The sequence below is a fragment of the Halomonas sp. 111 genome (assembly GCF_052379685.1).
Lineage (GTDB): Bacteria > Pseudomonadota > Gammaproteobacteria > Pseudomonadales > Halomonadaceae > Vreelandella > Vreelandella citrativorans.
The window spans coordinates 52,292-78,311 of record NZ_JBQSYV010000015.1 but is presented as its reverse complement, the minus strand read 5'-3'; the positions used below and the strand labels follow the sequence as shown (position 1 = coordinate 78,311).

26 protein-coding genes are annotated in these 26,020 nt (G+C 53.7%); 13 read left to right on the top strand and 13 right to left on the bottom strand.

What is annotated here, in order from left to right:
* The first annotated feature begins 40 nt into the window (after positions 1-40).
* The 4 genes from ACT3T7_RS12475 to tatC are packed head-to-tail and all read left to right on the top strand — an operon-like array spanning position 41 to position 1,911.
* Positions 41-400, top strand: a complete 360-nt coding sequence (locus tag ACT3T7_RS12475; RefSeq protein WP_441677263.1) for a phosphoribosyl-ATP diphosphatase — start codon at positions 41-43, stop codon at positions 398-400.
* Between the two features lie 36 nt (positions 401-436).
* Positions 437-703 carry a Sec-independent protein translocase subunit TatA gene (tatA, locus tag ACT3T7_RS12470; RefSeq protein WP_172117383.1) on the top strand — a complete coding sequence of 89 codons (267 nt, stop codon included), beginning with the start codon at positions 437-439 and terminating at the stop codon, positions 701-703.
* A gap of 3 nt (positions 704-706) precedes the next feature.
* A complete protein-coding gene (tatB, locus tag ACT3T7_RS12465; RefSeq protein WP_444631196.1) occupies positions 707-1,138 on the top strand; it encodes a Sec-independent protein translocase protein TatB in 432 nt (143 codons plus the stop codon).
* Positions 1,135-1,911 (top strand): twin-arginine translocase subunit TatC, encoded by a 777-nt coding sequence (tatC, locus tag ACT3T7_RS12460; RefSeq protein ID WP_444631195.1) that lies wholly within the window; start codon positions 1,135-1,137, stop codon positions 1,909-1,911. The genes tatB and tatC overlap by 4 nt, the downstream gene beginning before the upstream one ends.
* Positions 1,912-2,030: 119 nt before the next feature.
* Here tatC and elbB read toward each other — a convergent pair whose 3' ends face one another.
* Positions 2,031-2,690, bottom strand: coding sequence for an isoprenoid biosynthesis glyoxalase ElbB (gene elbB, locus ACT3T7_RS12455; RefSeq protein ID WP_441677269.1), 660 nt, complete (start codon positions 2,688-2,690; stop codon positions 2,031-2,033).
* Positions 2,691-2,862: 172 nt separating this feature from the next.
* Between elbB and hemB the strand changes: the two genes are divergently transcribed.
* The 3 genes from hemB (at position 2,863) to ACT3T7_RS12440 (ending at position 7,304) form a co-directional block, all read left to right on the top strand.
* Complete coding sequence (gene hemB / locus ACT3T7_RS12450) at positions 2,863-3,876, top strand: porphobilinogen synthase (RefSeq protein WP_444631194.1); 1,014 nt, start codon at positions 2,863-2,865, stop codon at positions 3,874-3,876.
* Between the two features lie 121 nt (positions 3,877-3,997).
* Positions 3,998-6,190, top strand: a complete 2,193-nt coding sequence (ppk1, locus tag ACT3T7_RS12445; protein ID WP_444621494.1) for a polyphosphate kinase 1 — start codon at positions 3,998-4,000, stop codon at positions 6,188-6,190.
* 175 nt (positions 6,191-6,365) lie between these two features.
* Complete coding sequence (locus ACT3T7_RS12440) at positions 6,366-7,304, top strand: LysR family transcriptional regulator (protein ID WP_444631193.1); 939 nt, start codon at positions 6,366-6,368, stop codon at positions 7,302-7,304.
* Here ACT3T7_RS12440 and ACT3T7_RS12435 read toward each other — a convergent pair.
* Entirely contained in the window at positions 7,267-8,862 is a 1,596-nt protein-coding gene (locus ACT3T7_RS12435) for an ATP-binding protein (RefSeq protein WP_444631192.1), read from the bottom strand. The two genes, ACT3T7_RS12440 and ACT3T7_RS12435, sit on opposite strands and share 38 nt — an antisense overlap.
* 25 nt (positions 8,863-8,887) lie before the next feature.
* Positions 8,888-9,646 (bottom strand): winged helix-turn-helix domain-containing protein, encoded by a 759-nt coding sequence (locus ACT3T7_RS12430; RefSeq protein ID WP_319941254.1) that lies wholly within the window; start codon positions 9,644-9,646, stop codon positions 8,888-8,890.
* A 220-nt stretch (positions 9,647-9,866) separates the two neighbouring features.
* Here ACT3T7_RS12430 and ACT3T7_RS12425 point away from each other — a divergent pair, with 220 nt between their 5' ends.
* Entirely contained in the window at positions 9,867-10,001 is a 135-nt protein-coding gene (locus ACT3T7_RS12425; protein ID WP_254908543.1) for a hypothetical protein, read from the top strand.
* 102 nt (positions 10,002-10,103) lie between these two features.
* On the opposite strand, the gene ACT3T7_RS12420 is transcribed toward ACT3T7_RS12425, so the two are convergent.
* The 6 genes from ACT3T7_RS12420 to ACT3T7_RS12395 all read right to left on the bottom strand — a co-directional run bounded on the left by ACT3T7_RS12420 (position 10,104) and on the right by ACT3T7_RS12395 (position 15,497).
* Positions 10,104-10,283 (bottom strand): PLDc N-terminal domain-containing protein, encoded by a 180-nt coding sequence (locus tag ACT3T7_RS12420; RefSeq protein WP_172117375.1) that lies wholly within the window; start codon positions 10,281-10,283, stop codon positions 10,104-10,106.
* Positions 10,284-10,354: 71 nt separating this feature from the next.
* A complete protein-coding gene (locus ACT3T7_RS12415; RefSeq protein ID WP_172117374.1) occupies positions 10,355-10,864 on the bottom strand; it encodes a retropepsin-like aspartic protease family protein in 510 nt (169 codons plus the stop codon).
* 24 nt (positions 10,865-10,888) lie between these two features.
* Positions 10,889-12,232, bottom strand: a complete 1,344-nt coding sequence (locus ACT3T7_RS12410) for an MFS transporter (RefSeq protein WP_172117373.1) — start codon at positions 12,230-12,232, stop codon at positions 10,889-10,891.
* 153 nt (positions 12,233-12,385) lie between these two features.
* On the bottom strand, positions 12,386-12,550 hold the full coding sequence (locus ACT3T7_RS12405; RefSeq protein WP_172117332.1) for a hypothetical protein: 165 nt from the start codon (positions 12,548-12,550) through the stop codon (positions 12,386-12,388).
* Positions 12,551-12,593: 43 nt separating this feature from the next.
* Positions 12,594-14,219 carry a BCCT family transporter gene (locus ACT3T7_RS12400; RefSeq protein WP_172117372.1) on the bottom strand — a complete coding sequence of 542 codons (1,626 nt, stop codon included), beginning with the start codon at positions 14,217-14,219 and terminating at the stop codon, positions 12,594-12,596.
* A 243-nt stretch (positions 14,220-14,462) separates the two neighbouring features.
* Positions 14,463-15,497: a methyl-accepting chemotaxis protein gene (locus ACT3T7_RS12395; RefSeq protein ID WP_172117371.1), complete on the bottom strand. Its 1,035-nt coding sequence runs from the start codon at positions 15,495-15,497 to the stop codon at positions 14,463-14,465.
* Between the two features lie 132 nt (positions 15,498-15,629).
* On the opposite strand from ACT3T7_RS12395, the gene ACT3T7_RS12390 reads away from it, so the two are divergent.
* Positions 15,630-16,001 carry a hypothetical protein gene (locus ACT3T7_RS12390; RefSeq protein WP_172117370.1) on the top strand — a complete coding sequence of 124 codons (372 nt, stop codon included), beginning with the start codon at positions 15,630-15,632 and terminating at the stop codon, positions 15,999-16,001.
* 146 nt (positions 16,002-16,147) lie between these two features.
* On the opposite strand, the gene glnE is transcribed toward ACT3T7_RS12390, so the two are convergent.
* The 4 genes from glnE to trmB all read right to left on the bottom strand — a co-directional run bounded on the left by glnE (position 16,148) and on the right by trmB (position 21,789).
* Positions 16,148-19,102 carry a bifunctional [glutamate--ammonia ligase]-adenylyl-L-tyrosine phosphorylase/[glutamate--ammonia-ligase] adenylyltransferase gene (gene glnE / locus ACT3T7_RS12385; protein WP_172117369.1) on the bottom strand — a complete coding sequence of 985 codons (2,955 nt, stop codon included), beginning with the start codon at positions 19,100-19,102 and terminating at the stop codon, positions 16,148-16,150.
* 28 nt (positions 19,103-19,130) lie between these two features.
* Positions 19,131-19,502 (bottom strand): diacylglycerol kinase, encoded by a 372-nt coding sequence (locus ACT3T7_RS12380; protein WP_172117368.1) that lies wholly within the window; start codon positions 19,500-19,502, stop codon positions 19,131-19,133.
* 31 nt (positions 19,503-19,533) lie between these two features.
* Positions 19,534-20,961: a D-alanyl-D-alanine carboxypeptidase/D-alanyl-D-alanine endopeptidase gene (dacB, locus tag ACT3T7_RS12375; protein WP_444631212.1), complete on the bottom strand. Its 1,428-nt coding sequence runs from the start codon at positions 20,959-20,961 to the stop codon at positions 19,534-19,536.
* Positions 20,962-21,123: 162 nt separating this feature from the next.
* Positions 21,124-21,789 carry a tRNA (guanine(46)-N(7))-methyltransferase TrmB gene (gene trmB / locus ACT3T7_RS12370; protein ID WP_172117367.1) on the bottom strand — a complete coding sequence of 222 codons (666 nt, stop codon included), beginning with the start codon at positions 21,787-21,789 and terminating at the stop codon, positions 21,124-21,126.
* 210 nt (positions 21,790-21,999) lie between these two features.
* Here trmB and ACT3T7_RS12365 point away from each other — a divergent pair, with 210 nt between their 5' ends.
* The 4 genes from ACT3T7_RS12365 to ACT3T7_RS12350 all read left to right on the top strand — a co-directional run bounded on the left by ACT3T7_RS12365 (position 22,000) and on the right by ACT3T7_RS12350 (position 26,004).
* Positions 22,000-23,883, top strand: a complete 1,884-nt coding sequence (locus ACT3T7_RS12365) for a beta-ketoacyl synthase (RefSeq protein WP_444631211.1) — start codon at positions 22,000-22,002, stop codon at positions 23,881-23,883.
* Positions 23,880-24,374 (top strand): pantetheine-phosphate adenylyltransferase, encoded by a 495-nt coding sequence (coaD, locus tag ACT3T7_RS12360; protein WP_193053311.1) that lies wholly within the window; start codon positions 23,880-23,882, stop codon positions 24,372-24,374. The genes ACT3T7_RS12365 and coaD overlap by 4 nt, the downstream gene beginning before the upstream one ends.
* An 80-nt stretch (positions 24,375-24,454) precedes the next feature.
* Positions 24,455-24,703, top strand: coding sequence for a YfhL family 4Fe-4S dicluster ferredoxin (locus tag ACT3T7_RS12355; protein ID WP_087105869.1), 249 nt, complete (start codon positions 24,455-24,457; stop codon positions 24,701-24,703).
* 11 nt (positions 24,704-24,714) lie between these two features.
* A complete protein-coding gene (locus tag ACT3T7_RS12350) occupies positions 24,715-26,004 on the top strand; it encodes an MATE family efflux transporter (protein ID WP_172117365.1) in 1,290 nt (429 codons plus the stop codon).
* Positions 26,005-26,020 lie beyond the last annotated feature (16 nt).

The following is a 26,020-nucleotide window of genomic DNA, read 5'->3' as shown; positions in this document are numbered from 1 at the left end:
CACTAACGAATGATGATGCTCACTGTTGTAAAGGAGACTCATGAATACCCCTTTAACGTCTAATCACGCCCCCGTGCTGGACACCCTCGCCGAGGTACTAAAGCAGCGGCGCAGCGCCTCTTCTGAAGATTCTTACGTTGCCTCCTTGCATCATAAGGGTTTGAACAAGATACTCGAAAAAGTGGGTGAAGAAGCCACCGAGACGCTGCTTGCCGCAAAGGATGCAGAACACGGCAGCCACGAGCAGCGCCAGGCACTGGTCTCGGAAACCGCCGACCTTTGGTTCCATACGCTGGTTATGCTCTCTCACCTGGAGCTGGATCATCAGGATGTGTTAAACGAGTTGGCGCGGCGCTTTGGCATTTCCGGCCATGACGAAAAAGCCGCACGTACGCCATAATAAATAACACGCATTTGAATTAACGAGGATACGCATATGTTAGGTGGCATCAGTATTTGGCAGCTGCTAATTGTATTAGGCATCATTATTTTAATCTTCGGCACCAAAAAGCTACGCAATGTGGGCACCGACCTGGGCGGCGCGGTTAAAGGCTTTAAAAAAGCGGTGCATGAAGACGAGAAAGACGACGAAAAGAAAGACGCCGAGCCTCCGCATGCCAAGGTTAGCCACGAAGAACCTGGCAACACTTATGACGCTCAGGCCGAAGAAAATCGCAAGGCCCGTAACGAAGAGCCCAAATAATTTATGTTGGATATCGGCTTTCTTGAACTGATGCTTGTCGGTGTCGTGGGACTACTGGTACTTGGCCCTGAGCGCCTCCCTCGGGCGGCGCGTACGGCAGGCCTTTGGGTTGGTAAAATCAAGCGCACGATATCCGGCATGCAGCGAGAAATTAGCGCGCAGCTTGAAGCAGAAGAGCTGCGCCAAACGCTGAACGAACAGCAAAAGAGCATTAACGATAGTCTGAAGAGTGCTAAAAAAGACGTTGAGAGCATTCTCGACACTCCCTCCTCGCGCAGCACTTCTTCATCGGCAAGCCAGAGTGAAACGGAGCAACGTGTAGCCCAGGCAAGTGCCCAGTTGGATGAAGCGCAGCGGGAAGTGAACGAAGCGGCGCCCCATACCTCCAACGAGCCCTTAAAGGCGACCTCTAAAAAGGATAGTCAGAACCCATGAGTACCTCTGGCGACGCTCGGGAACCCCAGAACGATCAGCAGCAGGCCCCATTGATTGAGCATTTGATTGAGCTTCGCATGCGCCTTGTCCGTGCGGTGGTGGTCATTTTAGTGGTTTTTCTGGGCCTTTATGCTTTTGCCAATGATATCTATGGCTTTGTGGCCGAGCCGCTGATGGCTCTGCTACCGCCGGGTTCGCAGATGATTGCGACCGAAGTAGCCTCGCCCTTTCTAGCGCCCTTTAAGCTAACCCTGGTGGTCGCCGTTTTTATCGCTATACCCTTTGTACTGCATCAGGCATGGGCGTTTATCGCGCCAGGGCTATACGATAATGAAAAAGCCTTGGCGATTCCCATTCTGGTCTCAAGTATTGGGCTTTTTTATGCGGGTGCGGCTTTTGCCTACTATGTGGTATTTCCGCTACTGTTTGCCTTTTTCACCCAGGCTGGGCCTGAAAACGTCACGGTCATGACCGATATTAACCAGTACCTGAACTTTGTACTGAAGCTCTTTTTCGCCTTTGGCGTGGCGTTTGAAATCCCCATTGCGACCTTTTTGCTAATCCTGTCGGGCGCCACCAGCGTAGAGAGCCTTTCCAAAAAGCGGCCCTATGTTTTTCTGGGCTGCTTTGTCATAGGGATGCTGCTAACGCCGCCAGATGTGGTATCACAAAGCCTGTTGGCAGTGCCCATGTACCTGCTTTACGAGGTAGGCCTGCTGTTTGGTCGCCTGGTGCGCAAGCGGCGTGATGAGCAAGTTACCGAGGAGCAGTAGCCGTAAACGGCGCTTCTACCACCTGAAACCCGCATCGTTATTGACGTTATCACCACGTTAAAAAGCCTCTGTCATTATTCATGACAGAGGCTTTTTTATAGCGCAGCGTCTACCGCTTATTAGCCCATCATTTCGTCAATGCGGTCTACCAGCTTAAAAATACCGGTGGCGGCTTCACTGATACGCGTTGCCAGCATATAGGCGGGCGTGGTGACCACTCGGTGCTCCAGGTCGACCACAATGTCATCCACTGTGCAGCTGCGATGCAGGCCACCCATGGCGCTGATAGCCCCCGACACACTTGGGTCATGGCCCACGGTAACCGCAACACCCTCACCCAAAAGCCGTGGCACCAATACCGGCGCAATACACATTAACCCAATCGGTTTTTCCTCTTCCCGAAAGCCGGAAAGCGCGTCTTTTAGTGCCTCCAACACCTGCATGCCGTCCCCTGCGCTTGCAAAGTCAGACAAATTCTTCGCCACGCCAAACCCACCCGGCACAATGACCGCGTCAAACTCATCAGCCTTTAGCTCAGTCATCGGCTGGATGTCGCCACGTGCAAGGCGCGCTGACTCCTGAAGCACGTTGCGTGACTCACCTTCTACAGCTTCCTGAGTGAGATGGTTAACAACATGATGTTGCTCAATATCGGGCGCAAAGCAGCGATAACCGATGCCCAACTGGTCCAAACGCAACAGCGTTAACGTGGTTTCATAAATTTCAGAACCATCAAAAACGCCACAACCCGCTAATACCACTGCCACCTGTTTGGTCATGCCTATCTCCCTTATCGCAGTGTCTGCCGAATGCAATACAGCAAAGCAATCGCTCACTTTAGTCAGTGTGGCGGTTTGCCACAAGACGGCTTTCGCCGTAAGACATGCCTGATATACTCAATCCAAGCCTATGGGCATCTTTATTTATGACCCTTTATTACGGAGAGATCTCTTGAGCACACTCACTCCCCGCCAGTTTCCCAACACTCGGCTGCGCCGCATGCGCCGCGATGATTTTTCCCGTAGGTTGATGCAGGAAGTGACCCTGACACCGTCTGATTTAATCTTGCCGGTGTTTGTTTTAGAGGGTGAAAATCAGCGTGGAGCCATTGCTTCCATGCCTGGCGTTGAACGCCTGTCGATTGATTTATTGATTGAACAAGCTAAGGAAGCGTTTGCGTTAGGTATTCCCGCGCTGGCGCTCTTCCCAGTGGTAGGTACCGAGCAGAAAAGCGAGCTTGCCGAAGAGGCTTATAATGCCAACGGATTGGTTCAGCGTAGCGTGCGCGCGCTTAAAGAGGCGTTGCCTGAGCTGGGCATTATTACCGATGTCGCCCTGGACCCTTACACCAGCCACGGCCAGGACGGTATTTTAGATGAGCAAGGCTACGTTCAGAACGACCGCACAGTAGAAACACTGCTTAAGCAGGCGCTTTCCCATGCTGAAGCCGGGGCGGATGTTGTCGCGCCTTCAGACATGATGGATGGTCGCATTGGTGCTATCCGCCAAGTACTGGAGCAAGAACTTCTGCACAATGTGCGGATCATGGCCTACAGCGCCAAGTACGCTTCCAAATACTACGGCCCGTTTCGCGACGCGGTCGGCTCTGCGGCCAATCTAGGCAAGGCCGACAAACGTACCTACCAGATGGACCCGGCCAATAGCGATGAAGCGCTGCACGAAGTGGCCATGGATATCAGTGAAGGCGCTGACATGGTCATGGTGAAACCCGGCATGCCCTATCTGGACGTGGTGCATCGGGTTAAAACCGAGCTTAAAGTGCCCACCTTTGCCTATCAGGTAAGTGGTGAGTACGCCATGCACCGCGCCGCGTTCGATAACGGCTGGCTGGAAGCCGAGCCGGTGATCCTGGAATCACTGATGTGCTTTAAACGTGCCGGGGCCGACGGCATCTTGACGTATTTTGCCCTGGAAGCCGCTCGACTATTGCAGAACCAACGCTAGAAGCCCGCCCTCAAGATGACAGATATATGACATTTTTCTGTCATCTTTCTCCCGCATACTGCTTTGCACGGCAGGTATCACGCTATGCTAGTTTGAAGCCATTAATGCGGGGGAGCCTTATATGGACGATCACGTTACACCATCCACTGCGCTATCACTGAGCGAACTACCCAACGTTGAAATGGATGGTTTACCGTTACGCATTAATCGTACGCCCAACGGTGTGCACGCTAAGGATACCCTTAGTGAAACCGATCTGGACGATCCCCAACTCTATTTAAACCGCGAGCTTTCCCACCTTCAATTTAATATTCGCGTTCTGGAACAGGCACTGGACGATGCGCATCCACTGCTTAATCGACTGATGTTCCTGCTTATTTTTTCATCCAACATGGATGAATTTTTTGAAATTCGCGTGGCGGGCTTAAAACACCAGATGGCCATGGGCGATGATACGACAGCGGCCGATGGTCGTTTGCCCAAGGCGGTGCTTGCTGAAATTTCCGAAATTGCCCACCAGCAGATCTCTCGTCAGTACAAAATTCTTAACGACACGCTGCTACCCGCCCTGGAGCAACAGGGCCTGCGTTTTCGGCGCCGCGCACAGTGGACCGAAGCGCAAAAGCAGTGGGTACATGAAATGTTTAATAACGAGATCATGCCCGTCATCAGCCCGATAGGCCTTGATCCTTCGCACCCCTTCCCGCGGCTGGTCAATAAGAGCCTTAATTTTATTGTTGAGCTGGAAGGTAAAGATGCCTTTGGCCGCGCAGGCGGCATGGCCATTCTTCCTGCCCCTCGCTCGCTCCCGCGTTTAATGGCGCTTCCCAAAGCGCTCTGCGCCGAAGGCTACTCTGAATATATCTTCCTCTCCTCCATGATTCACGCCCATGCTGAGGAGCTATTTCCCGGTATGCGCGTGCGCGGCTGCTATCAATTCCGATTGACGCGCAACGCCGACATGACCGTCGACCCGGAAGAGGTTTCTGACCTGGCCTCGGCGCTGCGAGGCGAGCTGCTGGCCCGCCGTTATGGAAGAGGCGTACGCCTGGAAGTCGCCGATAATTGCCCCGACGACTTGACCAACTTTTTAATGCGCCAGTTTGAGCTTGATGCCGAGGATCTCTATCGCGTTGAAGGGCCCGTTAACCTGACCCGCATGATGTCGGTGCTGGGAGACGTTGATCGCCCCGAACTGGTGTATCGCCCGTATACGCCGAGTGTGCCCAAGACGCTTAAAATCGGCTCCATGTTTGACTCGATTGCCAGGAACGATGTTTTGCTTCACCACCCCTTCCAGTCGTTCTCACCTATTGAGGAACTACTGCGTGAGGCGGCTCGCGACCCAAACGTTCTGGCCATTAAACAGACGCTTTACCGCACCGGCGCCGAATCGCCTATTGTGAGCGCGCTTGTGGATGCCGCGAGTCAAGGTAAGGAAGTCACCGTCGTTATCGAGCTACGCGCACGCTTTGACGAAGCGGATAACCTTCAGCTTGCCTCACGCCTACAGGAAGCCGGGGCCATCGTTATTTACGGCATTATGGCGTATAAAACCCACGCCAAGATGCTGCATATTGTCCGGCGTGAAAAGGGCGAGCTGCGCCACTACGCGCACATGGGCACGGGCAACTATCACTCTAAAACCGCCAAGCTTTACACCGACTACAGCCTGTTAACCGCCAACAAAGCGCTATGTGCCGATGTGCACAAGGTCTTCCAGCAGCTTTCAGGGATGGGCCGGGCGCGCAAAATTGATACGCTGCTGCACGCACCGTTTACGCTGCATGAGCGTTTGGTGGAGATGATTGACCGTGAAGCACAGCTGGCACAAAAGGGTAAGCGCGGGCATATCATTATCAAGTGTAATTCACTCACCGAGCCCAGGCTGATTAAAGCGCTTTACCGTGCCTCCCAGGCGGGCGTTGAGTGCGATTTGATTATCCGTGGCATGTGCTGCCTAAAACCCAACCTTCCGGGCATTTCTGAAAACATTCGTGTGCGCTCGATTATTGGCCGTTTTCTGGAGCACACCCGGGTATTTCACTTCCATAACGACGGTAAATCGGAAACCTGGTGTTCAAGCGCTGACTTTATGTCGCGCAACATGTTCCACCGGGTCGAAACCTGCTTTCCGCTATTGGACAAAAAGCTCGCCACCCGAGTGCGTAAAGACCTGGAAACCTACCTGGTCGATAATTGCCAGAGCTGGCTGCTGCAAAGCGATGGCTCCTATCGCTTACAGGACCCCGGTGATAGCGATGCGATCAGCGCTCAGGAGACCCTGCTTTACGCGTTCGCATCCAAAAGCTAGCACAATGTGCATGACCGGAAAAATCCAGTAAGCGCAGTAATGCCGTTAATAAGCGGCTTTACTGCTGGCAAGCACGCTTCTCACACTTTTAAACTCATGCAAAGACGCCTACGCCAATAGCCAAGTACATGAGAGACTGTCATGATAAATCCTTTCAAATTGAAAGATATTATCCATGATTGAGTTACGCCACCTACGCACACTGCTTGCCCTACGTGAAACGGGTTCACTGGTGGAGGCCGCCGAACGCGTTCACCTTACCCAATCGGCCCTTTCGCATCAGCTCAAAGACCTGGAAGGTCGGGTTAACAGCCCGCTTTTTGTGCGTAAAACACGGCCCGTCGAGTTTACTCGGGCAGGTTTACGGCTATTAGCCCTGGCCGACCAGATACTTCCGGAAGTGCGTAAAGCCGAACGCGACGTGGCCCGGCTGGCGGGGAGCGAGCAGGGGCGGCTGCACATGGCCATTGAGTGCCACAGCTGCTTTCAATGGCTAATGCCTACCGTCGATTACTTTCGCGACCACTGGCCGGAAGTGGAAATTGATATTCCCAGCGGCCATCACTTTGACCCGCTACCGGCGCTGGCACGCGAGCAGTTGGATCTGGTCATTACTGCCGACCCTCAGGCACTGGAGGGTGTTCACTATGCGCCGCTGTTTCGCTATGAAGGGCTTTTAGCCGTAGCGCGTCAGCACGCTTATGCAGGGAAGCTCTTTATTGAGCCTCAAGCCCTGGCAGACCAAACGCTGATCACCTACCCCGTAGAGCAGGCACGCCTGGATGTGTTTACGCAGTTTTTAGACCCGGCGAACATACGCCCTCAGGAGATTCGCACCGCCGAACTTACCATCATGATGATGCAGTTGGTCGCCAGCGGCCGAGGCGTATGTGCCCTGCCCAACTGGGCGCTAACGGAGTATCTGGAGCGTGATTACGTCAGTGCCGTTAAGCTGGGTGAAAACGGCATTTGGAGCACGCTGTATGCGGCCGTTCGAGAAGAGACGCTGGAAGCGCCCTGGATGAAGGATTTTCTACGTACCGCACGTGAAACCTCGTTTGCGGTACTCACAGGCATTAAACCAGCGACTCACGACGAGGAATCAGCAACGTAAAGCGTGCGCCACCCAACGCAGGGCTGGTATCCACGGTGACGCTACCGCCGTGGCCCGCCATAATCTTTTGCACGATGGAGAGGCCCAAGCCGTAGCCTCCCAGGCTGCGGGCCCGACTATCGTCCAGCCGAGTAAACGGCTTAAAAATATCCACACGGGCATCTGCCGGAATGCCTGGGCCGTCATCCTCAACATCAATACGCACCAGCTGATCTTCGCTCCAAAGCCGGATAATAAGGTGTTTTTTGCCATAGCGGCAGGCGTTACCCACCAGGTTTTGCAGCGCCCGCTGTAAATAGCGAGGCTCGGCTAAAAGCTCAATATCCGGCCCATCCGCCAGTTCAATAGTAAGCCCTTCATTGAGTGGCGCCAGCGTATCAATCACACGCTCGGCCATTGCCCGGCAGTCCACCAGCGCCATTTCAAGCTCGGCCCCGTTCACCGTTTCACCGCCCAAGCGAGCATAGGTAAGGATTTCATCCACCAACTCGTCAAGCTCCGAAATATCGGCATCAATTCCCTGCAACTGGCGCCGAATAGCGGGCTGATCAGTCATGTCCTCGACCATCTGTACGGCAAAACGAATACGCGCCACCGGTGTGCGAAGCTCATGGGAGACCGCACGAATCATCTCTTGCTGACCACGCAGCAGCGTTTGCACTTGGCTTGCCATGCCGTTAAACGCCATGCCTAATCGGCCCAGAAAGTCGTCACTTTCTATTTTTACGCGCGTTTCAAGACGGCCGCTGGCAATCCGGGTAGCCGCCAGTTCAAGGCGCGCCATACGTGCTTCGATGCTGCGCATAATCAGATAGATAATTAAACCCAGCACAGCCATGACACCAATCAACAGCGGCAATTGTAAATTCATGGGCAGCGTATCACCGCGCGAGACAGGACCAGCCATTAACCAGACGTCTTCATCGGGCAGTTGATAAAGCAGGCTAACGGCCAGTTTTTCGGATACGAGCAGCGTTAATACGTTGCCTAACGCCAGTTGGCTTTGCTGCTGAGACGTTATGTTATCGGGCAGCGTATTAAGCAGAGTGAGCGGCCAGTTGCCGGAACGCAGCGACGTCAGGTTGGCTTCTCGCTCGTCGCGCGGCAAGGTTTTTAGCCACTCGCCCAGCAGCAGCAGGCTGCCCTCCCATTGGCGTTCGCTCCAGGCAGGCAGGGTCGCTTCCAAAAACCATTGGCTTTCAGGCACTCGCTGACGAAGACGCCAAGGATCTTCAGTCACCAATACGCTACCACGCTCAATGCGTTTATCAGCGAAGTAGCCAAGCTCTACCTCACTCATACGCCGCAAGGTAAGCTGCATACCCAGCCGCTCGGCAAAGTAATTAACCAGCGAATTTCTTTCTTCTTCGGAGACATCAGCCAGTTGCTGGGTCATTAATGACATGGGCAGTGCTGCCAGCTGCTCGTGGTAATCCTCACGCCGGACTTGTTCAATAAAAGAGCGGCCGCCGAGCGCGATGAGCAGTACGACACAAAGCGCCAAGCCTAGCAGTAGATAGAATTTTAAAAACGCGCTATGGCTAAGCAGCCGCTGCATAAATCCTTTTCCTTCCCTGTGTTGATCAACTGTCCTTCACGAAAAGGTAGCCTTTGCTGCGCACTGTCTTGATTCGATGAGGCTGGTTGGGGTCATCGCCCACCTTGGGTCGAATACGCGATACGCGTACATCGATAGAACGATCCTGGCCATCGTACTTAATGCCACGTAACTCATTGAAGATCTCTTCACGGGTCAATACCCGGCCCGCATTGCGGGCAAGTAACCACAACAGGTCGAACTCGGCGCTGGTTAAATCAATACGTTCACCGGCAAGCCACGCTTCTCGGGTCGCATTATCAATTTCCAAATTTTCAAACCGTAGGCGCATTTCGCCATTGGGCGCAGGGCCATCTGCACGCCGTAACAAGGCACGCATACGGGCGAGCAACACACGAGGCTGCACCGGTTTGGGCACATAGTCATCTGCCCCCATTTCCAACCCAAGGATTTGGTCCACGTCGTCAGTACGTGCCGTCAACATCATGATGGGGCCCGCAAAATTGGGCCGCACTCGGCGACAAATCGACAAACCATCCTCGCCGGGCAACATCAAATCCAAAATGACCAAGTCAGGCTGTAGCGTAAGAATGCGGTCCATCCCTTTCACCCCATCGGCCTCTAGCGTGACCTGGAAACCGTTGGCTTCCAGATAGTCGCGAGTCAGCTCAGCCAAGCGCTGATCATCCTCTATGATCAGAATATGATCCTGAACGGGATAGTCAGGCATAACGGTTTCTTGTGACCCAAGCGCCTGAAATTTCTGTTCCAAGTGATTATCCATCTTATCCTTCACTCCGCTTAGGCAGTTAGTCATTCATGTCGTCAGTCGTTCTCAAAAGGTAGCCGGTTACCTGTTCACAGGATACCTCAAAACCCAGCAAACACTTCTCCTGAGCAGCAGCCGCTTTTCTCTACTCGCCGTCGCACACCGCTTGATTCTTCCAAAACAGAGGACTAATGTAGACAGCGGACTGTCGACAATCTGGCTGGAGGAGTAAGCCATGAAAGATGGTAAAGCTAAAAGTGTTATCAAGCGTGTTTATGTTCCTACTCAAGTGCGCGATTTACCCAATGGGGAAAGAGTAACCATCCCTGGCCACTATAAAGCGCCGCCCAGTAATGGAAACAGTGCGTAATGGTACATACTTATAGAAAAGGCAGGCGCGATGCCTGCCTTTTTTAAAGCCGATATTTGCAGCGCCACCGCTAACCGGCAGCGCAGCCTTTAGCCCGCTTGGCTATCCTTTGGGCCCTAATAGTAGCCATGCAATCAGGCCTACCAGTGGGAAGATCAGCAGCGCTAATATCCACAGCACTTTAGCCAGACCGCCTGCTGAACTTTTAGCAACTTTGACAATGGCCCAAATAATGATAATGAGCCAAATCAGACCTAGTAATCCACCGACTTCAATACCCATAGCCACTCCTTGCCTATTTGTTTCCGTGGGCTTTTAGCTAAGCACACCAATACACTATTCACAAGTATCGCTTATGCATCGGGTAGACTCAGAACCATTTCGCCGCTGCGTATTTCAATATTCAGCAGATGCAAAAAACTCATCCCCAGCAGCACGACATGATTCTCCATGCCGGGGCTGATGGAGCCTTGTACATTGCGGATATTGATCCCCCCCAGCGTTACTTCATCAAGCTGAGTAAGGTTTCCTTGTACGCGACCGTTGGCCGTATTAAACCAGGCGCTGCGCCCACGTTCGAGCCCCAGCCGATTGGCCAGCTCATCTGAAACGGCCACATAGGTAGCGCCGGTATCCAGTAAAAACGTCACCGGCTCACCATTAATTTCGCCCGGTGCTTCAAAGTGCCCCGAACGGTTACGCTGTAAAGTAACAGGGCCGCCGTCAGTCGCAGTCTGCACGATATGGGCATTAGGGTTCAGTATTTTTTCCATCCCCCCATCCAGCCACCAGGTACCCAAGCCGATTAACAGTACCCAGAAAAGCAGCATCATCACGATGCTGCCACGCTGTGCTGTCTGCATTATGTGCTCCCCGTTTGCGGTATATTAAGCGCTCTGCCACGCGATGGCGGCATCACGCCCTCGTCGCTCATTAACGTTTGCACAAATCAGCATTGCGATAACAAACAGGCCTGCACATAAAAGGATAGACGCTTGTAGGCCAACCATCGTTTGCAGTACACCCAGCATCACGATGCCCATCACGCCTGCCAATTTATTCGCCAGGCCCCAAAAGCCAAAAAACTCAGCCGATTTTTCAAGCGGTGAAAACACCCCCACCAAGGCGCGGCTTGCCGACTGACTAGATCCTAAACTGAGCCCCGCTAGGCAGCCAACCGCTAGAAAGACATGCTGTGCCTGCCACTGCCAACCAAAACGCACATTGGCCCAAGCGGTTATTTCGGGCGTTGCCCAAATGGCAATGATCGCAACCACCCACAGGCCAAGCGTTATTTGATAGGTGTGTTTCGCGCCTAACCGATCCTGAAGCCAGCCAAACCCGAGCGCTCCGGCCGCCGCGGTTATCTGAACGATAATAAACATGATATTACGTACGCTTTCATCCCAGCCAATCACTTGGGCGCCATAGATAAACGCAAACGCAATAATGATGTAGACCCCCGCCATGGAAAACAGCAGCGAGACCAGGAACACACTCAAGTCTTTGAAATAGCGCAACTCATGCAGGGTTGAACGTACGCGCTGTTGAGCAATGTCCCAGTACGCCACCCCAGAAGGTTTGGGCGTGCCGCGCTCTTTAAGCCACAGGAAGGTGGGAATAGCGGTAATCAAGAAAAAACCGGCCGCGAAGGGCCCCACCCAGCGGATACGCTCATAGTTTTCAACGGTTGCCTCCCCCAGTACGACGAGGGTAAAGCCCGCAGCAAACAGTCCGCCAATATACCCAAGCGACCAGCCAAACCCGGAAATCTTGCCAAGCTTTTCAGGCGGCCCAAGCTCCGGTAGAAAGGCCGCAATAAAGGATTCCCCCATGGAGTAGGCGTAATTGGACAGCACAATCAGGACAAGCCCCAGCACGACATAGCCGGGAGATACAAAGTAAAGCATCGCGGTGGTGACGACCGTGGCCAGATAGCTAAAAAACAGAAAGCGTTTTTTCTCGGCCCGATAATCCATAATCGCACCGCAAAGTGGGGCCGTTACGACCACCATTAAATAGCTGACCGCTAGCGCCAAGCTCCATAGAAAGTTGGCCAACCGAAAACCATCGCCTCGATCCCCTACAATCACGGTGGTAAACAACTCACCAAACACCACCGTAATGATCAGCAAGGTGTACGCCTGATTAGCGAAATCAAACATGGCCCAGCCGAATATTTCGCGGCGTGAAGCGTAGGAAGAAGCAGCCTTGGCAGCATTTAGCAACATCGGGAGTCTCTCTTTAGGGGCAGTGGCAAGCCTGCACATTAGCGCCTGTAAAGTATGACAAAACGCTTAAAGCTTACTGTATAAGAAAACGCCCGGCTTATCGCCGGGCGCTTTGACTGCATTTCAATCAGGACTGCGTTACACCAGGTTGGCCTACAAAAGCCAATGTGCCAAGACAGCCGACAGACCAATCACCAGTGCCGTTACAACGGCGACCGTAACGACGCGGTCCAGCCAGCGGTCCAGCCAACGCTCAAGCGCCTGCCCCTTGGGCTGGCGTCGTGTTGCACCGTGGCGTCCTCGCCGAGCCATCAGCATCCTCGCTCCATGTGTTTGCTCCTGAAGACCTGATTAAGTTCACCTAGCTATTAATACGCCGATTGATAACATTCGGTGCACGGCGTAAGCGCTCCTCTTCGCCCATCTGCTCAGCTTCAAAGGCATCGGCGCCAACAGGCGTTTCACCGTGGCGACGATAAAGCTGGGTCAACATAGCCTTACGGTCTGCGCGTAGCTCACGTACCAGCACAATGACCATCATATACAGAATAAAGGTAAACGGTAGTGCCGACAGCACCGCTGCCGACTGAAGCCCGGAAAGGCCTCCCGCCACAATCAACGTTAAACAAATTGCCGCAATCAGCACACCCCAGATGATACGTTTATAAAGCGGGGGATTAATAGAGCCGTTGTCGGTCATCTGCGCCACGATATAAGAAGCAGAGTCAGCCGATGTTACCAAAAAGATAAAGATGAGCATCATGGCAACAACAGAAAGTACGTTAGAGAACGGCATCAACTCGAACATTTTAAACAGCGCCACGGTGATATTTTCCTGAGTGGCAGCCGCTAAGCCTACATTTGTGCCGTTAAGCTCCATGTTTAGCGCTGCTCCCCCAAATACGCCAATCCAGAGACAAGCCAACAGCGGCGGAACCAGCAATACACCAAACACATACTCTTTAATTGTACGGCCACGGGACACGCGCGCAATAAACGTACCTACAAACGGTGACCATGCAATGACCCAGGCCCAATAGAAAATCGTCCAGCTACTGGCCCACTCATTATCACTATACGGGGAGATACGTAGACTCATCCCAATAAAGTTCTGAAGGTAGTCACCAATGCCTAGCGTAATCGTTTCAAGGATCGCAATGGTCGGGCCGGTCACCAATACGTACACCATTAGCCCGATGCACAGCACCATGTTCAGGTTTGAAAGGCGCTTAATACCTTTATCAAGCCCTGACCATGTTGACGCCATATAGGCGCAGAACATCACCAGCAAAATAATAAACTGCCAAAATCCATTTTCCGGCAAGCCAAAAACAGCGTTCAAGCCGCCGTTCATCTGTAATACCCCAAGCCCTAGCGAGGTTGCCACCCCCATTACGGTTGCGACAACCGCAAATACATCCAACCACGAGGCATAAGGACGAAGCCGCGGCCTTTTAGCGGTAACGGACGAAAGCACCGATGAAACAAGCCCCGCTTGGCCTTTGCGAAACTGGAAATAGGCAATGATCAGGCCCACCACCGAAAAGGCCGCCCATTGGTGAACGCCCCAGTTGAAGTAACTGTATTGAATAGCGTAGCGGGCAGCGGCTTCCGTTTCGGCCGGCACATCGCCATAGGGCGGCTCAATATAGTGCGTCATGGGTTCGGCCATACCATAAAACACGAGCCCTACACCAAACCCGGCTGCCAGCAGCATGCTAATCCATGAGAAAAAAGTGTAGTTGGGCGTACTGTCCTGAGGCCCCAAACGCACCTTGCCATATTTGCTAAAGGCGAGTGAAAACAGGAACACAACGAACCCAAATACAGAAAATAGATAAAACCAACCAAAAAGCCGTGTTACCGATGCGAGAGCCGACTCGGCTGCACTTCCGAACCCTTCGGGAAAGGCTGCGCCCACTACGACCAGGCTGAAAATGATGACAGCCGATGCAATAAACACCGACTTTCCTCCATGATTTGCCATACAACCACCTTGTTAGATAAGTAATTGAATGAAAGAAACTATACATAGACGCTGTAACCCTAGCGGGTTAACGATGTTTATGTACAGTCTTCGTTTATTCATGAAGGGCATGCGTATTTAACGCCGTTATCTAAATGGGCAAACAATTGTTTTCCGTCACCTTCTTTAGCGCGCTCACTGCACCAAAACAGAACATTAAATGCTCTTTTTTAGCCAAGTCGCATTATTTTGGTGCTAGCAATCCTATCCAGTCGGATTTTCTATTACCTGATATTCAACAACACCCAACCAGCCTAATCCTCGATACGTTTCATAGCCGGGCGTTTCAGCAAAACTTATCAAGCTCCCCTTCTCCTGATAATACCCGCGTTGTTCGCTGTCGCGTGCTAACGGATACCGGTTGCCAACGGTATTTTGCTGAGTATCTGCAATGATGTGATTCTTGGAGTCGAGTAATAAAACGCGGCTACAAGCCTGCTCCTCTTCGGTTAACCCGACCCCTTCAACAACCGCCTTTGCCTGAGGGGCCCAGTCAAAAAATATGCCTAAAACGCCAATGGCAACACCATCACTCTCTCCGCCTTTGCGAATAGCCGTGGCATACGTTGCCACCGCTGCGTCGTCCAACAGGGCATTGTGCTCAATATCGTTAACCACGAACGCGTCTCCATCAGGTGTTTTCATGGCACGCTTGAACCATTCAGTGTCGGCTACGTTTACACCTTTTACGCCAGGATAGTGGTCAGGACGACCGCTGGCAATCACATTGCCTTCTGCATCTGCCACCCATAAATCCAGATAAACGGTATACGAGCGCAGAATAGTGGCCAGCCGATGGCTCGCATAATCACAGCGCTGCTGATTGGGATGCTGTATGGCCTCGACCACAGCGCTATCCGTCGCCCACCAGCGCACATCGCAGGAGCGCTCAAACAAATTACGGTCAATGATTTCAACTGCATTCAAAGCAATATCGGTAAAGCGCTGCCCGCGAAACTCATTGGCCATTGACGTACCGGCCGTTTCAATACTTTCAGTGTGCGCCTCCACCTGGTGTCGAAAATCACGGGCGATTTCATTGATCGCACCGGATACACGTCCCATCTCCTGAGCAACGACAGAGAAGGCCGCACCGCTGGGACCTGCTCTTGCCGCTTCTATACGTGCATTCAAAGCCAAAATTTCAGTTTGCTGCATGATTTTTTCAATCATGCCGATTTTTTCTCGCGTAATCGTTGTAATGCCGTAAGCAAGTTCAAGAATACTATTATCTTGCATGAGCGTTCCTTATAGGAGGTATTTCAAGGCAAACCGTTTCCCTAACGCTAGTAAAGCAAGATATAGGCCAGCCTTCAGTGAACTTGGCTAACAAACTATGTTCCAATAAGGCACACGACGATGGAGGCTTTTATGCCACAGATGAATCGCGATCAACGTAACGCCGCTTGGCAAGCTGCTCAACAATGGCGTACACGCGCAGCGCAGTCGCAGCCCGGCGGGCTAATGGGCAGCTTAAAATTGCTGCTAACGTGGCTGGCGTTTGGCGTGCTAATGGTGGTTGGCGTCATATTAGGCCTGTTCTTTCTTTTAATTGGCTGGGCCATGATGCCTTTTGTGCGCCATAAAATGAAAAAGCGAATGGAGCAGATGCGCGCTGAGCAAGCTCAGGATATTGGCGGCGGCTACGCAGAGCCTCATACGCGGTCACATCAGCAGGATGTTCTGGAAGGAAGTTACGAGGTAAAAACACACGAAGATAACAAGGCAACGCCGCGTGATTAACGGCGCTAATCATCGGCATGAGGCTTCCCAAAGCAATAAGGAAGCCTTTATGACGGCTCCTCTGTTCTGAATAGCGGCGTTTGACTGAAAGACGCAAAGCTAATTCTCCAGAACAAACTACTCGAGCCCAACTTTCAAGCCCTGGTTTAGGGCTCTAAAAAGCGTTGCCAAAGGGCTTCGACGGCAGCGCGATGCTCCTTAAAGTCATCGACCTCACCAATGAGTTTCTCGCCAGTCAGTGCTGCGCGGTGTGTTCTACTGCGGTAGGCCAGATAAGCTTCTTTTAACTGCTCAGCCTCCTCTGAAGGTAAGTGCCCACTCTCGGCAAGCATCTCTAAAATACGCATATTATCGCTGTAGGTAGCCAGCGAGGGTGTTTGGTTAGCCAGCGCTAACACTGCGTACTGGCAGAGAAATTCAATGTCCACCATGCCACCAGCATCGTGCTTTAAATTAAAGCGCGGTTCCTGGGTTTTACTGCCCAAGTGGTCTCGCATTTTGTGGCGCATGTTGACTACATCATCACGCAGGGCGTGTTTATCACGTTGCCTGCCCAGGATGTCTCCACGAATCTGGTTAAACCGTTCGGCAAGCGCACTGCTTCCGGCGATGACCCGTGCGCGCACTAGCGCCTGATGCTCCCAAGTCCAGGCATTTTGCTGTTGATAGTCGGCAAAGGCATCAAGCGAGGTCACCAATAGCCCCGCATTGCCTGAGGGGCGCAAGCGCATATCGACGTCGTACAAGCTGCCTGCGGGCGTCACCGCGGTTAGCAGGTGGATAATGCGTTGGCCCAAACGGGTAAAAAACAGCGGCGTATCAATGGGTCGAGGACCGTCGGTTGCCCCTTTACCGTCGCTATCATGCAGAAAAACCAGGTCAAGATCAGAGCCATAACCCAGCTCGATACCGCCCAACTTTCCATAGCCAATAATCAGAAAAGCCGGTTCATGGTCGTTAAGCCCCTTGGGCACTCCGTGCTTACGGGTCACATGTTTCCAGGCCATCGCCAAAACGGCATCCAGAATCACTTCAGCGATATAGGTTAAGTAATCACTTACTTTCATTAAATGCCGTGTACCAGCGATATCAGAGGCGGCAACATGAAGCATTTTGGCATGTTTAAATACCCGCAATGCTTCAAGCTGGGCTTCTTCATCATCTTCAGGCAGCCGGTTTAACGTTTGACGCAACTCATCGGCCAAGCGTGCTTTATCCGCTGGGGTGTAGAGAGTTTCTGGCGTTAACAGCTCATCCAACAGAATCGGATAACGAGAAAGGCGCTCGGCAATCCATGGGCTGGCAACGCATAAGCGCATGAGATGCTCAAGCGCCTGAGGATTTTCACGCAGCAGCGCTAAATAAGCGGTTCGCCTTAGTACCGCCTCAATCAAAGGCTGCACGCGGGCAAGCGCAATATCCGGTGTCTCATTTTCAGCCACGGCAGCCAGCAGTAGCGGCATTAGCGCATCAAGACGCTCAAAACCGATTCGCTGCATGCTTTGCACTTGGCGCGATTGATAGAAACTCTGCAGACGCTTCAATACCTGATCGGGCTCGGCAAATCCTGCACTGTGTAAGTAAGCGGTTGCTTCGTCCGCTTCCAGCTCGTTGCGCCAGATCAAACGCCACTGCGCAGGCGCCAAGCGGCTTGCGTCGTTGGTTTCTTCCGCATCCTCCTCGGGGTCAGCAATCACGGCATCAAAATGACGCCGAACACGCTCTCGAACATCATCAAGCGCCGCCATCAGTAGTGCCCAATCTTGATAGCCCATGGCAAAAGCAATCCGGGCCTGGTCGGTCTCATCTGTCGGCAGCATTTGCGTCTGGCGGTCTTCAAGCGCTTGGATGACGTGCTCCAGGTCGCGCAGAAACGCATAATCAGGCATGAGTTCATCGACCACCGCTTGGGGCAGTAGCCCCAGCTCGGGCAAGCGATTCAAGGCCGTTTTCAACGACGTTACCTGCAGCTCCGTATCCCGCCCGCCACGAATCAGTTGGAACGCCTGCACCACAAATTCCACTTCGCGAATGCCGCCAGGGCCGAGCTTGATATTGCTCTGCATCCCTTTGCGCTTTACTTCACGGTTAATCATGGCTTTTAGCTCGCGCAGCGACTCAATGGCGCCAAAATCCAGGTAACGGCGATATACAAACGGGCGCAGGCCAGCCAATAACTCAACCCCCGCCTCTATATCTCCCGCCACCGGGCGCGCCTTGAGCAGAGCGTAACGCTCCCACTCGCGTCCTTGGTCCTGATAGTAGCTTGAGAGCATGGCAAAACTGCCTACCAGCGGTCCGCCATCGCCTAGCGGCCGCAAGCGCATATCCACCCGAAAGACAAAGCCATCTGCGGTCATGGCATCCAGCGCGGCAATCAGCTTTTGGCCCAGCTTGGTAAAGTATTCCTGATGCTCCAGCGGCTTGCGCCCGCCCTGCGTCTCTCCTTTTTCAGGGAAGGCAAAAATCAGGTCGATATCAGAGGAGAGATTCAGTTCGCCTGCGCCCAGCTTCCCCATTCCAAGAACGACCAAGCGCTGGGCAGCGCCATCGGCACGGGGCGCTGGCATACCCCAACGAGGCGCATAAAAACCTTCAAGCCAACGTAACGCGGCCTCAAGACACAGCTCAGCCAGTTGAGAAACCGCGTGAGCGGTATCCCACATGGTATAACCATCAGGCCGATTTAGATCCCGCCAGATGATGCCCACCATTCGTGCACGCCGAAAACGCCGCAACACACGCTGCATGGTCGCTTCATCTTCTGCGCGTTCCAGTGCGTCGTGCAGCCACTGTTGTTGATCATGGCGGGCCGGTGCCATATCCAATTCGCCGTTGGCTTCAAGCGCTGTAAGCCAGCCCGGGTAGCGGGTGAACGTATCCAGCACAAAGGTGGATACGCTTAGCACCTTGGCCAGCGCCTCGCGACGTGGTTGAGTAAGCGCTTGCCAACCTTCCGAGGGCAGCGGTTGCTGGGTCAATGAGGCAGTATTATCCGCTTGACCAAGCGCATCGTTCAGTCGCTGGCCCACCTTCTGGCCCTCTTGCTGAAGCACCTCAGGCAGCGCGTTTAAAGATATAAACGAATTATCCTGTTGCATAGCTACCTCACCGCCAAGCGCTTACACGCTAGCCAAAGATTTTTTGCCAACCCAAGAGCCCCCAGGTAAGCCCGGCCATTATTAACGACAGCATGACGGCGGCGGACCCAATATCCTTGGCCCGCCCGGAAAGTTCGTGATGCTCTGTACCAATGCGGTCGACCACGTTTTCAATCGCACTGTTTAACAGCTCAACAATGAGCACGAAAAACAAGCTGCCCACCAGCAGTAACCAGCTTAGCGAGTCATTACTGATCCACCAGGCAAAAGGCAACAACACGGCGGTAATACACACTTCCTGTCGGAAGGCCGTTTCGTTACGAAAGGCAGCCTTTAATCCTTTCCAGGAGTAGCGCGTTGAGTACACCAAATGGGTTAGACCGGTATGCTCTGGTTTCATGCAAGTCGTCTCACTTTAAGCGTCGAGGAAATTAATTAGCCAGAATCATTGCGTCCAAATCGAGCGACAACGGATCAAGCACCTCAGACCAGCTTATATAAGGAGTGTTACCACTTCCGTTCACCAATACACTAAAAACACCCCAACGCCCGGAGGCCGTACGAAAGTAACCTGCCACAGCGCGTACGGCAAAAGGCTGATTCAGCGTACCGGTTTTGAGCATGACGTTATTTTGAAACGTGGATGAGCCGCGTCGAATAAATCGCATGACGCCGTTGGCAGGCGACTGAAAGGCGGCCACGAAGCTTGGAAACAGCGAACTCTTCAGATACATGTCCTCCAGCATTACATTAACGCCATGAGCCGAGGTACGGTTTTCTGTCGTCAGTCCACTACCGCTATATAAGGTGACAGGGCCGTGGCCTGATAAGCTCTCGGCATAAACTTCCAGCGCTGAACCCGCCTGACGCAGCTGGGCTTGCGGCGTTTCCACCAGGTTTAAGGCCAGCACATCAGCCATATAGTTATTGGAGTAGTTCATGGTGCGCAGCAGGAGCTCTTGTAGCGGCTGGCTATCCACCGCCGCCAAGCGCTTCGCACTGGCAAGAGGCTGAGTGGAAGTGACACGCCATGGGTCCCTGACAGCAATGCCCGCCTGGTTTAGCATGCCAAGCAGTATCTGCGCGGTCTCTTCAGCGGCGTCGCCGGCTCCTCGATAAATATCCCGAGCCATGGCGTTGGTCGAAATTTGCCCACTCAGGCGCATTACATCGCCACGCTCATCGGTTACGCGCTCGGCGCTAATTTCGGTTCCGCTATTGGCCGGACGTGTGATGACCTGGTTATCGATATCAATTAATGGTAACTGGCTATCGCAAAGCGTGGTACGAGCGGGCTCACCCGCCACTTGAGAAGGGGCTACGTTGACACACCAGCTGCCGAAATTAACCCCCGCGGAGGTAAGCGGCGCGCTATAAGCATTGGTCACACGGGTGCGGGCGTTGCAGCGGTCGCTGGTAATACAGTCGACAGGGCCAAAACGCCACTGGCTTACGACGAGCGCACCATCCACTTCATTAACACCGGCCATTTGTAAGCGCTGCACCAGGCGCCATAGATTTTCTGTCGTAAGCCCAGGGTCGCCGCCGCCTTCAAACACCAGGTCCCCACGCAAAATGCCGTTATCGATCACGCCACTGCTTACCAGCTGGCTGGTAAAGCGATGCTGAGGGCCAAAGCGATTTAACAGGGCGGCCGCCATATAGGCCTTGGTAACAGAGGCGGGCGCCATCTGGCTCGCCGGGTTAATGCTTCCTAGCAACTCAGACGCATCAGTATCAAGCAGGCGCGCCTCCGCGCTTATCGAAAACCCCTTATCCTGCAACTGCCCCAAACGGCTAAAATCGGCAAATAGCGCAGGGCTCGCCAGTAGTGAAGCGGCGGCTACCCCGGCGATCATCGTCACACGCCACTTGCGCACCGTTGCTTTAAAGAAGTACGTCACTGTTATCGGCCTCAATGTCTATTCATTTTGAAAACACGTGCATCACCACCACACCTACCACTATCAGGGCGATATCCACCCGCGCGGACAGGCCAGGTTTTTCACCTAACACAAACGTTATAAGCGCTCGAGTTGAACCTGTAAGCGCCAAAGCGTTTGGCCACTTTTATCGTATTTAGCTTCAAAGGGGGTTAAGTACTCACTATCGGGCGTCCATACGCCGATGTCTGCTTGCCTTCCCGTCACTTGCGCGACTGCCAAGGCAAACTCCTCAATATAAAGCGGCCAGTTGGAACGCACCTCAAGCTGGCCACCAAGTGCCAACAGTGTGGGTAAAACCGGGTGCCCATGCCAGCGCATCTTTAAATGAGCGGCCTTGGGGTACGGATTGGGGTATAACAAATAGTGGCGTTCAGGTTGCCACCGCGCCTGATCCGCCAGGCGCCAAAAGTCAACCAGGTCCGCCCGGACCAGCAACGCATTATCCGGTAGCGCGCCATGATCACGCCCTAGCCTATCTTCACTGCGATCGACCCCGATCACGGCATGGTCAGGGAACTGTGCAGCCAATTGGCGGGTCGAAATTCCAACACCGCACCCGGCATCGATGATCAGCGGCGCATGACGCGCTTGATACCAGCGGTTAGCCTGCTCAAATGCTTCCTGAGTATGAGCCGCAATGGGTTTACGTAGTGGCGTTGCCAACGCTCGATCGATCCGGCGCGCTAGATCATGGTGAGGGCCTGGCTGATTGGATATAACGGGGCGAGAAGTGTTCTGCATGCCATCCCTCAGACTTAAAAAGAGGTGATTCTATCAGTCTCCTGCGCTTGCAGCATGACGTCATAAGGTGCCCGGTGCTATGATCACGCCCGAGATATTTATTAAGCTCAATGGCCGCGTACTTTTTACCCTGCCATTGACGATAACTGTTATTAAAAACCACCGCACCACGAGGAACCCGGCTTGTCACACTTACCGGTGATTGTCGGCATGGGCGGCATCAATCCCGCCGGCAGGACCTCAGGCCATCAGGCCTTCCGTCGTACCGTGCTTGATGCCCTTCCCGCTGACCAGCAGCGCCAGACCCTGGAGGGCCTGGCGGCCCTTATGCAGCTTGTCGAGCACTCCGAAAAAGGGTGGCACGATCGCGCAGGCCTGCCCGTAGATTCGCCTGCTCAGTCGTTACGTGATCAGGTGCTTAACCACACATTGGTTCGCCGCAACGAGGACCCCAAGTTCCTGGAGCCGGGGCTGCCTGCCAATCGTCAGGCCAGCCTTCAGTTGAGCGAGCCGCTGCGCTTTACGCTGCGCCGCCGCCAGCTTCCGGAAAATTTACCGGAAAACTGGCAGGTCCGCGAACTGGGCGCCCGTGAGGTAGAGGTCACCGTACCGGCAGGCGTTTTTGAGACGCTGCTGCCCGATGCTCAGCGCCCCAAGGTATGTGCAGCAGCGCAGCTTCCTCACGGTTTTGAACCGGCAAGCCTGTACCGCAGCGTGCATCACCCTCGCGGACTCTCGATGGCGATTTTTGGCGCCAGCGACTGCCTGGGTGCCAGCGGTTTATCCTGGGAGACGCTGCGCCAAACGCTTAATCCTGACCACATCGCTGTTTATGCAGGCAACTCCATTGGTCAGTTGGATGATGCTGGCTGGGGCGGTTTGATGAAGAGTTTGGTGAGCGGTCAACGCGCCACCTCAAAACAGATGCCGTTAGGGTACGGGCAAATGCCCGCCGACTTTTTAAATGCCTATGTGCTGGGTAGCGTTGGCAGTACCGGGGCGGTATTAGGCGCCTGCGCCAGTTTTCTCTATAACCTGCGCTTGGGTACTGAAGATATTCGTTCGGGGCGACGCAGAGTGGTCATGGTAGGCACCGCTGACGCGCCGATCACCCCGGAAATTATTGAAGGTTTTCGCGCGATGGGCGCCCTGGCAGACGACGCTAGCTTAAAAGCGCTGGATGCCCTGGAGCTATTAACAGATGCGGATTACCAGCGCGCCAGCCGACCGTTTGCGCTTAACTGTGGTTTTACCATGGCCGAAGCCAGCCAGTTTATCCTGTTGATGGATGACGCGTTGGCGCTTGAACTGGGCGCAGACATTCTGGGCTCGGTACCGGATGTCTTTGTTAACGCTGACGGCTTTAAACGCTCGATTTCCGCGCCGGGTATTGGCAATTACATTACCCTGGGCAAGGCCGCATCGCTGGTGCGTGACCTGTTAGGCGAAAAAGCACTAAGAGAGCGCAGTTTTCTGCATGCTCACGGCACCAGTACGCCGAAAAATCGCACGACTGAGTCCCATGTGCTGGATGAAATTGCCCGTGCGAATGGGATTACCGACTGGCCAGTCGTCGCCATCAAGTCATTTATTGGCCACTCCCAAGGCTCGGCAGCGGGCGACCAGCTCGTAAGCGCGCTCGGCAGTTTTGCCCATGACATATTGCCTGGCATCCCCACGCTTAATGAAGTGGCTGACGATGTCTACGCCGACCGGCTGCGTTTTTTCCAAACCCCTATAGCCTTTAAAGCAGATGCTGCCTTTATTAATGCCAAGGGCTTTGGCGGCAATAACGCCACCGGCGTGGTACTTTCACCCGATGTTACCGAGCGCCTGTTGCTCCAGCGCCATGGCGCCGATGCCATCAATGCTTGGAAAACGTGTCGTGAAACCGTACGCGCCCAGGCAGATGCCTATCTGGCTCAAGCGGATAGAGGCCACTATGCGCCGCGCTATCAGTTTGGCGAAGAGGTGCTGGAAGGGCCGGAGCTGGATATTCACGCTGACCGCATTCATATTCCAGGCTATGCCCAGGCGGTATCGCTTACCAGTGATAACCCCTTTGGTAGCATCAACGAGGAGCCCTCGGAATGAACACGCCACGCGTCAATATTGCCGTGTACCCTGGCACTTTTGATCCGATCACCAACGGTCACATGGACCTTATAGCGCGTGGCGCGAGGATGTTCGAGAAGGTCATCATTGCCGTAGCAGCCAGCCCCGGCAAGCGGCCAAGCCTTGATTTAGAAGCCCGCATGTCCTTGGCTAAAGACGTCTGTGCGTCGCTTTCCAACGTTGAAGTAGTGGGTTTTTCTAATCTACTGACGACCTTTATGCACGAGCAAGGCGCCACCATCATTCTACGTGGCCTGCGTGGCGCATCCGATTTTGAGTACGAACTTCAGCTTGCCAACATGAATCGCGCTCAAAACCCGGAGCTGGAAAGCGTTTTTCTAACGCCTGGCGTAGAAAACTCGTATATTTCCTCCACGATTGTGCGTGAAATTGCCAAATTGGGCGGCGATATTTCACCACTGGTACCTTCCCAGGTCGCAGAAGCCTTGCGTAAGCACTACACTACGTAACCACTAACATTGTTGAGTAAAACACTCGGGTATTTCTTGCCGCTATTCCCGGGTGTGCCAGCCATTTGCGAGGTATGCCCATGGCACTGATGATCACCGATGAATGCATTAATTGCGACGTCTGCGAGCCCGAATGTCCGAACGATGCTATCTCGCCCGGCGAAGAGATTTACATCATCAACCCAAACCTGTGCACCGAGTGCGTTGGCCATTTCGATGAGCCACAGTGCCAGCAGGTTTGCCCGGTAGACTGTATTCCGCTTGACCCGGCACGCAAGGAAACGCAGCAGCAGCTGTTAGAGAAGTACCGCATTATTACCGCTGCCTAAGCGACGATCGCGTGCGTATATGGGCCATCGCATGGCCAATTATCCTTTCCAATATTACCGTCCCGCTGCTGGGCCTGGTCGATACCGCTGTGGTTGGGCATCTGCCCGATTCACGTTATCTGGCGGCGGTGACGCTGGGCGCCACTCTTTTCAGCTTTCTCTACTGGGGCTTTGGTTTCTTGCGCATGGGCACCACCGGACTGGTCGCTCAGGCTATCGGCCGTGAAAGTGATAGCGATGTGCGCCTGTTACTGGGCCAATCGCTGATCATTGCTGGGGCGATTGGTGCACTGCTGATTCTTTTCTCGTCACCGCTTATTTCCCTAGGGCTTTGGTTGCTGGACGGTAGCGAGGTAGCTACGCCACTGGCCCGTGAATATGCCGAAATACGCCTATGGTCGGCACCTGCCGTGTTGGCCAACTATGCAATATTAGGATGGTTTTTAGGCCAACAAAACTCTCGCGTTACGCTGATGATTTTGTTGCTGACCAACAGCGTCAATATCGTTCTCGACCTGTGGTTTGTGGTGGGCCTGGGCATGACCAGCAATGGTGTTGCCTGGGCAAGCGTTATTGCCGACTACAGTGCACTAGCGTTTGGCGGCTATTTGGTGACGCGCCAACTTAAAACGCTTTCTGGGCATTTATCGCGTGTACGCTTGCTGGCACTGTCGGCCTATACGGCCCTTTTCAATATCAACGCCAACCTGTTTGTACGCACGCTTGGCTTGCTGTTCGTCATGGCCTTCTTTACGGCTCAAGGGGCGCGTCAAGGCGATACGGTGCTGGCCGCCAATGCGGTGCTACTGCAATTTATTATGCTCACCAGCTACGCCCTGGATGGCTTTGCCCACGCGGCAGAATCGCTGGTGGGTCGCGCCTTTGGTCGCCGTGACTGGCAGGAGCTTTCACTCATTGTTCGCAGGGCAGCGCAGTTCTCCTTTTGGACAGCGGCCGGTGCCTCTCTGGGGTTTGCCCTTGGCGGCAATCAGTTGGTGGCACTTTTAACCGGGCTTGACGAAGTACGCACTGCCGCCGCGTTATACCTTCCGTGGATGGTGGTGATGCCGCTGATTGCCGTTTGGAGCTATCTTCTGGATGGCGTGTTTATTGGTGCTACCGCCGTGCGTGAAATGCGCAATAGTATCTTTATCGCCATGCTGGTTTACCTGCCGGCCTGGTGGCTGACCCAAGGTCTTGGCAATCATGGCTTATGGTTCGCTTTTACCCTGTTTATTACGGTGCGTTCAGGTGTATTGATTGGTTACTATCGACGCTACCGTCACTCGCGTTGGCAATAAGCGTTTAAACCCGTCC

What these genes read in the sequence shown, in the direction of transcription:
- glnE (WP_172117369.1), bottom strand. Translation starts at nt 19,102, where the DNA reads ATGCAACAGGATAATTCGTTTATATCTTTAAACGCGCTGCCTGAGGTG.
- ACT3T7_RS12405 (WP_172117332.1), bottom strand. Translation starts at nt 12,550, where the DNA reads ATGCTGATGGCTCGGCGAGGACGCCACGGTGCAACACGACGCCAGCCC.
- tatA (WP_172117383.1), top strand. Translation starts at nt 437, where the DNA reads ATGTTAGGTGGCATCAGTATTTGGCAGCTGCTAATTGTATTAGGCATC.
- ACT3T7_RS12425 (WP_254908543.1), top strand. Translation starts at nt 9,867, where the DNA reads ATGAAAGATGGTAAAGCTAAAAGTGTTATCAAGCGTGTTTATGTTCCT.
- ACT3T7_RS12415 (WP_172117374.1), bottom strand. Translation starts at nt 10,864, where the DNA reads ATGCAGACAGCACAGCGTGGCAGCATCGTGATGATGCTGCTTTTCTGG.
- ACT3T7_RS12355 (WP_087105869.1), top strand. Translation starts at nt 24,455, where the DNA reads ATGGCACTGATGATCACCGATGAATGCATTAATTGCGACGTCTGCGAG.
- trmB (WP_172117367.1), bottom strand. Translation starts at nt 21,789, where the DNA reads ATGCAGAACACTTCTCGCCCCGTTATATCCAATCAGCCAGGCCCTCAC.
- elbB (WP_441677269.1), bottom strand. Translation starts at nt 2,690, where the DNA reads ATGACCAAACAGGTGGCAGTGGTATTAGCGGGTTGTGGCGTTTTTGAT.
- ACT3T7_RS12420 (WP_172117375.1), bottom strand. Translation starts at nt 10,283, where the DNA reads ATGGGTATTGAAGTCGGTGGATTACTAGGTCTGATTTGGCTCATTATC.
- ACT3T7_RS12440 (WP_444631193.1), top strand. Translation starts at nt 6,366, where the DNA reads ATGATTGAGTTACGCCACCTACGCACACTGCTTGCCCTACGTGAAACG.
- ACT3T7_RS12395 (WP_172117371.1), bottom strand. Translation starts at nt 15,497, where the DNA reads ATGCAAGATAATAGTATTCTTGAACTTGCTTACGGCATTACAACGATT.
- coaD (WP_193053311.1), top strand. Translation starts at nt 23,880, where the DNA reads ATGAACACGCCACGCGTCAATATTGCCGTGTACCCTGGCACTTTTGAT.
- ACT3T7_RS12400 (WP_172117372.1), bottom strand. Translation starts at nt 14,219, where the DNA reads ATGGCAAATCATGGAGGAAAGTCGGTGTTTATTGCATCGGCTGTCATC.
- ppk1 (WP_444621494.1), top strand. Translation starts at nt 3,998, where the DNA reads ATGGACGATCACGTTACACCATCCACTGCGCTATCACTGAGCGAACTA.
- ACT3T7_RS12430 (WP_319941254.1), bottom strand. Translation starts at nt 9,646, where the DNA reads ATGGATAATCACTTGGAACAGAAATTTCAGGCGCTTGGGTCACAAGAA.
- ACT3T7_RS12365 (WP_444631211.1), top strand. Translation starts at nt 22,000, where the DNA reads ATGGGCGGCATCAATCCCGCCGGCAGGACCTCAGGCCATCAGGCCTTC.
- ACT3T7_RS12380 (WP_172117368.1), bottom strand. Translation starts at nt 19,502, where the DNA reads ATGAAACCAGAGCATACCGGTCTAACCCATTTGGTGTACTCAACGCGC.
- ACT3T7_RS12410 (WP_172117373.1), bottom strand. Translation starts at nt 12,232, where the DNA reads ATGTTGCTAAATGCTGCCAAGGCTGCTTCTTCCTACGCTTCACGCCGC.
- ACT3T7_RS12435 (WP_444631192.1), bottom strand. Translation starts at nt 8,862, where the DNA reads ATGCAGCGGCTGCTTAGCCATAGCGCGTTTTTAAAATTCTATCTACTG.
- ACT3T7_RS12475 (WP_441677263.1), top strand. Translation starts at nt 41, where the DNA reads ATGAATACCCCTTTAACGTCTAATCACGCCCCCGTGCTGGACACCCTC.
- tatB (WP_444631196.1), top strand. Translation starts at nt 707, where the DNA reads ATGTTGGATATCGGCTTTCTTGAACTGATGCTTGTCGGTGTCGTGGGA.
- ACT3T7_RS12390 (WP_172117370.1), top strand. Translation starts at nt 15,630, where the DNA reads ATGCCACAGATGAATCGCGATCAACGTAACGCCGCTTGGCAAGCTGCT.
- dacB (WP_444631212.1), bottom strand. Translation starts at nt 20,961, where the DNA reads ATGATCGCCGGGGTAGCCGCCGCTTCACTACTGGCGAGCCCTGCGCTA.
- tatC (WP_444631195.1), top strand. Translation starts at nt 1,135, where the DNA reads ATGAGTACCTCTGGCGACGCTCGGGAACCCCAGAACGATCAGCAGCAG.